Below are 6,400 nucleotides of genomic sequence, written 5' to 3'. Positions count from 1 at the left end.
AGTCAGCGGTTTCGAGATGGCGCTTCTGCAAGAACACGTTTGCACCGCACAAAAAGCAGATCTGGTCGGCGTTGTAGTTGTGCTGGGTTACGTAGGTTTCAAACTGCCGCGCCACCAAATCCTTGTAATCGGGCAGGGTTTGCATGTCCAGTACTTGGCGCACCAATCCAAGAAAACTATCAGCGGCATGGGCAAAGACCTTCTTCAAGTTTTCGGGCGTCACTTCCAAGTCGCCTTCGCCGAGTTCTTTGGTCAGCGTGCGCTCCAGTTCGAGCAGTTGCCAGTCGTCAATTTTTTGTCCGTGCTGAATGGCTTTAATAGTTGGGTGATTAGCAACCAATTGCAAAATGCGCTGTTCCACCAAGCGGCGATATTCCGCCACGTACATTTTCTCTCCCGCTCTTGGTGAGCAAAATGTAGCCGCTGATGGCGATGGGAATCCAGTAAATCGAGTTCAAGGAAAGAGTTCGTAACGCATTTTGTTTTTCATACATGGTGAAAAGAATATCTCGAAGCAAATTCAATTCATTGTTCGAAAATTCAACCAGTTTTTCAGGAACGCACATGCTCTTTGCTTTGATTTCACCATCAGACAAAATCGTGTCTCGCAAACTCTGCGCATCTTCCACAATGGATTGAATGGTTCCGCTGGCTTCCTTGCCCGTGCGTTTGAGCAATTTCAACCGTTCCACTTTGCTGATGAAGGTCGCCGCGGCGACATCCACGCCAGGGACGAGCCTCAGGTGCGGGGCGACTTTCAATTTCAGGAATTCGATCTTGCTCGAAACGAAATAATCCCAGAAGGCATCTGTCCATGCTTCTTCGATCTCTGGCATGTGCTTGCGAATGGTGAACGAGTCAGTTGGGATTTGCTGAATCTGCTCGCGCAGGTCAGCGATCACCGTTTTGCAATCGGGGTCTTTCTGGTCTTTGAGATAGGTCTCCAGCAACTTCAAGCGCGTATTGAAGATTGTCACCAGCACAGGCGTGGACTGGTCAACGACTTCCTTGGCATCTCGGCTGAAAGTTATTCTCCCAAAATCAATGATGAGAAAATCCTTCTTCTCGAAGTTCGCCAATAATGCAGATTGGACACGCCGCCTGCACCCGCGTCCCACGCCCGATCATCTGCCGTAACTTGATCGGCGATTGCACGGGCTTCATAAACACGATTGACCACTCGGGAACGTCAATGCCCGTATCGAGCATGTCCACAGAAATGGCAATGCGCGGCTCGTCCTTCTTCTTGAACGCATCCACCAACGTGCCGCGATATTCTGATTTATGCGTGATGACCTTCGTCAGATTCGGGAATTGCGGATACATCTCATCGAAGGCAGCTTGCAAGCGCAAGGCATGTTGTTGCGTGATGGCAAAGACGATGGTCTTGCCAGGCAACTGTCCCGAAGAGTCTTTCTTGCACACTTCCCAAATCTCTTCCCACTGTTTGCGCAACGTGTCGCGGTTGCTGACTTCCCGTTCCAGTTCCGTGCCTTCGTAGTTGATATCGTCGGGGTCAAGTCCCTTTTCGATGAGGGCGTTGCGCTCTTCCTCTGTCAAGTCCACGCCGTGAATGCCCTGCCGCTGGAACTTGGTCCGCGCGGCGTAGAGTTCATAATCCACGAGATACTTGTCTTCGATGGCTTGCTCGTAGGTGTAGAGATAAGTTGGCTTGCCATCTGTGCAATCGAAGGCAAGGAAAGTATCACGATTGATGTAATTGGCGGGCGTGGCGGTCAGTCCCACCTGGCGGGCATCGAAATACTCCAGCACTTCATTGAACTTGTTGTAGATCGAGCGATGGACTTCATCGAAGACGATCAAGTCAAAGAAGGCGGGCGAGAACTGCTCGAAGATATTGCTCAGGGTTTGGAGTGTCACCGCGTAGAGGCGTTGTGCGCGCATATCGATTCCCAACTGTGCAGGCGTGTGCAGGGTTCATTCGGAATAAATTTCTCAAAGCCATCGTCAATTGCCTGCTTAACTAGTGCGTCTCGGTCTGCCACGAACAAAATCCGCCGTGCCTGATTGGAGCGCATGAACACATCAATCAATCCCATCGTCGTGCTTTTTTTTTTTTTTTCCCCTACGGTTTTTTTTTTTTCCTTTTCCCTTTTCCCTTTCTTCCCGGCGGGGTGTGGGGTGGGTGTTGTTGGGGGCGGCGTTTGTTGTTTTTTTTTTTTTCTTGGGGGGCGGGTGTTTTTTTTTTTGTGGCGGATATACAGCAGGTTTTCCAAATCTTCGCGTGTGAAGAAGCCGAACACTTCGCGCTTGTGGGCAATGCCCACATCCACAAAATGGATTTCAAGTCCGTTGGCTAAAAATCCAAACGGACGGAAAGATTGGTGCTTTTCAATTTCAGTGACGTAATAGGTGAGTTGTGCTTCTGCGAGACGAACATCGGTGGAAGTCCGCTTGGCTTCGACTACCGCCAACACTTCCCCGTTTTCGCGGTACAAACAATAATCACTAACCCCATTCCACGGCTCGGCATCGTACCCGTCCACGGGAATTTCGATCTTCACCTTGGAGTGGTCGCGCAAATACCAACCCGCCTGTTCCAACTGCGGGTCGATCATTTGCTTACGAGTTTGGTCTTCGGATATTTTGCGGGCATGGTCCCCTTTTTGGTCAAATTGGCTTTGGAATATCTGGATATCCTCAAGTATATACAAAATCACCGTTTGGACAAGTGATTTACGGTACCCGTGTCCCCCACATTAAATATCCGATGCACTTCAACTTCCCCCACCAGCCATCTGGCGTTCAAGCCGCCCAGGAAGTTGAAGCGCATCCTATCCCCTTCGCCCCTTATACATAAATGGAGATGAGAGCAATGTCGCATTCCACTTATTAGCAAATCTGTTATCTTAAGTCCATTGTACAGATGCCCAAACGGCAGTTCAATAGGCAGGTGTCACAGGGCATAGGCATTTGTACTGAATTTCAGCAAAAAGGCTTGAAACCTGTAATTCTTTCTGTTACCCTGAATCAAAGCGCAAGAGGGAGTGCAACATATGACAAAGAAAATACGTGTGGCAATACTGGACGACCATCAAAGCATTGTGGATGGATACGTTTATCGGCTGGAAAAAGACCCGCAGATCGAAGTGACGGCGACGATGGCGTTTGGGGAGGAACTGGAACCCACGTTGGAAAAAACACCCGCAGATGTGCTTCTGCTGGATGTTAATGTCCCCATATCAAGTGAAAATCGAAATCCCTACCCGATCCTGCATTCCATTCCAAAGTTATTGCAAGCCCACCCAGACCTTAATATCCTCGTCATCAGCATGCATGCCGAACGCGGATTGATCCGTGCGGTGATGGATGCCGGGGCCAGTGGATACATTCTGAAAGACGATCAGGCCATTCTTAAGAATTTGGGAAGCGTGGTGAAGGTCATCGCCGAGGGCGGAGTCCAATACAGCCAGGTTGCTCATGACCAATATGCCCGTTATCTATCTGAAGAACTTCTCACCCCCCGCCAGTTGGAGGCGCTCTCTCTCAGCGCGGCATATCCCGATGCCACAACCTCTGAACTCGCAAAAAAATTGAATGTGGGCAATTCCACCGTCCGCAACCTGCTTTCCAACGCCTACATAAAATTGGATGTACACAACCGTGCCGCCGCCATCGCCAAAGCACGGCAAAAGGGATTGATCACGCCGAACCAGCCTGATCATCGAATAGATGAATCAACCCACTAGGCCGCGCAAGCGACTCATTTGAAATAATTCCCTCACAGTTTGATAACGACTCAATCACTCACCGCCCCGCGTTGAAGGAGAGCCTCCTGCGCCTCTTTCAAAGCCTTGGGGCTGGTGCCTGCTTTCTGACGCAGTTTCTCGCACCAGGCCTGCGCCGAAGTGCCGCCCGTTAATACTCCGCTTGTGTCGGAATACGGACAAAGGTTATGGTTTAATGTTTCATTCCTGCGCTATAATCCCAATCACCGCCTTATAAATTCAAGATTTATCAAAGCCCCACGTTACAGAGGACATTATGAAAAAAGACCTCACAGATCGCTGGAATGTTTCTGAATTTTTCCTGTCTCTATCGGTGCTTTTCATTTTATTGTTTTTTACGTATGGCATTTTTGGCTACGCCCCCTATATCGGTTTCCGCTTCAACCCGCCAGATGGAAAAATCCTTGCAGTATATATCCAGGACAAAAACGAGCCCACGCTGAAGGAAGGCGATGTTTTGGTGAGAGTTGGGGCAAACAGCCTGGATGACTACCACGCAGACAACCGACTGGCTTTCTTCAAAGGCATAAAACCGGGGGATACCATAAACGTTGTTGTCAATCGCAACGGAACGGAACTTGCGATTCCCTGGGTCATTCCGGGCTTCAACCAACTGGAATTCAATATTCGTTTTTTCAATATCTGGTGGCTGGCTTACATATTTTGGGCGGTTGGATTCGCGGCTCAACTCTTGTTACGGCCAAAGAATTCAACGCTCAGAAGATTGTTCATTGCCGCCTTTTACCTGATGGGGCTCTGGCTGATATTCGGCTCGATATCTGCATGGCATCTTCTGGAAGGGTCCATTCTGATGCATGTAGCGGCATGGCTATTGCTGCCGGTTTACCTGCATCTGCATTGGGTATTTCCAAAGCCGCTTCGCCTTCCTCAAAAATGGTTGGGTTATTTTTTCTATGCCGTCTGTTTACTGCTCGCAATAGCAGAACTGTTCCAAATCCCGCCGCGTGGGTTTTATGCGCTTGGTTTTCTGCTTGCGATGGCTGGGAGCGCTGTATTGCTGGGCGTCCATTTCTTTCGGCAGCCCGATCAACGGCGGGATCTTGCGCTGGTGCTTACCGCCACTTTACTGGTGGTGATTCCCCTAATCAGTTTCAGCATAAGCGACATTGCATCAAAGATCGCTCCGCTCGCCTTTCTGGCTTTGCCGCTTATGCCGCTGGCCTACTTCTACACGATCTATCGCCGTCAGTTGGGCGGCATGGAACTGCGCGCCAATCGGCTGATCTCGGTTTATTCCTTCCTTATTCTGATCGGCGCAGCCCTTCCGCTTCTCATCCGCCCCATTACGCTGATCGACACAACACTTGAAAACATGATCCTCCTGATCATTGGCATCACAGTATTAATTGTGATCGCTTCGATCCAGATCTTTCCATCCTTCCAATCATTTTTGGAACAACATCTTCTTGGGATCAAACTTCCCTACCAAAATTTGCAGGAAAGTTTTTCAAGCCGAATCGCAGCCAGCACATCCATTAACGATCTTCTATTGTTGCTTGAGAAGGATGTCTTTCCGAGTTTGTTCATTCGTCAATTCGCCTTTATGCAAACTTCCAATGGGAGTTTGAAGGCGCTGCTCGCCAAAAATGTCTCAGCGGAAGAAATGCCAGACGAAGGCAGAATCAGCCAACTGGTCGAACGAAGCGGGAAATTCATCCCCGCTCTCTCCTCTGATGACGAATGGATCCGCCTCATTCTTCCGCTCAAAGCTGGTGACTCTTTCATCGGCTTTTGGCTGCTCGGACGCCGCGACCCGGACGATTACTATCCCCAGGCAGAGATTCCCATCCTGCAATCCATCGCCAACCAGACCGCAATTGCATTAAGTTATGTGCTGCAAGCCGAACATCTCAAATCCATCTACCAGGACGGCATCAGCCAATACGAGGATGAGCGCATGCGTCTGGCGCTGCTGCTTCACGATAGCATCCTCAACGAGCTGGCTGCCCTGCGCATGAATCTGGACGAAGCGGAGGTTACGCCAGCTTTCCAAAAAGCCTATCAAAAGTTGACGAGTCAGGTCCGTGAGATCATTTTCAATCTGCGCCCGCCCATGCTGGAGTATGGGCTAAAACCTGCCCTAGAAGAAATGGCGGGCACTTTAACAGAGCGCAATCAGGGAAAGATCGAGATCATTGTGAAGATCGAAACCGATGATTCAAGATATCAGATCAGGAACATGGAGGAACATATCTTTCGCATGGTTCAGGAGGCTTGTGAAAATGCCGTACGTCATGCACAGGCGAAGATAGTTCAAATCACAGGCAGGCTGCTGGAAGACGAAATTTCATTGTCTGTCGAAGATAACGGAAATGGGTTTGAGACAAAAGATGGGCTGGGGATCGACACCCTTGTCAAGCAAAAACATTTCGGCCTGGCTGGTATTTTAAAACGCGCCCAGTTGATCGGGGCAGAGGCATCCATCCACTCGAACCTTGGAATTGGAACTCATATTCAGGTCACCTGGAAGCCCTCACCCTTATAGATTGAAATATATTCTGCCATTAAATTCAACTGCGAAGGCACAAAGTTTTTTCTTTGTATCTTCGCAGTTTTGTGTTTTGCAAAAAAGAAAGCAGGCTTTTCAAACAAGCTCCAAATAGCAAATACCTGCCACTGTTGCCCAAAAT

6 protein-coding genes are annotated in these 6,400 nt (G+C 49.3%); 2 read left to right on the top strand and 4 right to left on the bottom strand.

Features of this window, described 5'->3' with window-relative positions; genetic code table 11:
* The 4 genes from IPI86_RS02625 to IPI86_RS02610 form a co-directional block, all read right to left on the bottom strand.
* Positions 1-388, bottom strand: a 388-nt coding sequence (locus tag IPI86_RS02625; protein WP_345296426.1) for a type I restriction-modification enzyme R subunit C-terminal domain-containing protein, incomplete at its 3' end; no start/stop codon positions are given.
* The gene (locus tag IPI86_RS02620) at positions 330-1,079 is read right to left on the bottom strand and encodes a hypothetical protein (protein ID WP_345296425.1); all 750 of its coding nucleotides are present in this window, start codon (positions 1,077-1,079) and stop codon (positions 330-332) included. The genes IPI86_RS02625 and IPI86_RS02620, both read right to left, overlap by 59 nt.
* A complete protein-coding gene (locus IPI86_RS02615; protein ID WP_345296424.1) occupies positions 1,042-1,905 on the bottom strand; it encodes a DEAD/DEAH box helicase family protein in 864 nt (287 codons plus the stop codon). The genes IPI86_RS02620 and IPI86_RS02615 overlap by 38 nt, the downstream gene beginning before the upstream one ends.
* On the bottom strand, positions 1,878-2,675 hold the full coding sequence (locus tag IPI86_RS02610) for a hypothetical protein (protein WP_345296423.1): 798 nt from the start codon (positions 2,673-2,675) through the stop codon (positions 1,878-1,880). The genes IPI86_RS02615 and IPI86_RS02610 overlap by 28 nt, the downstream gene beginning before the upstream one ends.
* 342 nt (positions 2,676-3,017) lie before the next feature.
* Between IPI86_RS02610 and IPI86_RS02605 the strand changes: the two genes are divergently transcribed.
* Both IPI86_RS02605 and IPI86_RS02600 read left to right on the top strand, forming a co-directional pair.
* Positions 3,018-3,710, top strand: a complete 693-nt coding sequence (locus IPI86_RS02605) for a response regulator transcription factor (RefSeq protein ID WP_345296422.1) — start codon at positions 3,018-3,020, stop codon at positions 3,708-3,710.
* 295 nt (positions 3,711-4,005) lie between these two features.
* Complete coding sequence (locus IPI86_RS02600; protein WP_345296421.1) at positions 4,006-6,255, top strand: ATP-binding protein; 2,250 nt, start codon at positions 4,006-4,008, stop codon at positions 6,253-6,255.
* Positions 6,256-6,400 lie beyond the last annotated feature (145 nt).

Origin of the sequence: Candidatus Villigracilis affinis (assembly GCF_016705895.1) — a bacterium.
Taxonomy (GTDB): domain Bacteria; phylum Chloroflexota; class Anaerolineae; order Anaerolineales; family Villigracilaceae; genus Villigracilis; species Villigracilis affinis.
This window is presented reverse-complemented; position numbering and strand designations above follow the sequence as displayed.

What these genes read in the sequence shown, in the direction of transcription:
- IPI86_RS02615 (WP_345296424.1), bottom strand. Translation starts at nt 1,905, where the DNA reads ATGCGCGCACAACGCCTCTACGCGGTGACACTCCAAACCCTGAGCAAT.
- IPI86_RS02600 (WP_345296421.1), top strand. Translation starts at nt 4,006, where the DNA reads ATGAAAAAAGACCTCACAGATCGCTGGAATGTTTCTGAATTTTTCCTG.
- IPI86_RS02605 (WP_345296422.1), top strand. Translation starts at nt 3,018, where the DNA reads ATGACAAAGAAAATACGTGTGGCAATACTGGACGACCATCAAAGCATT.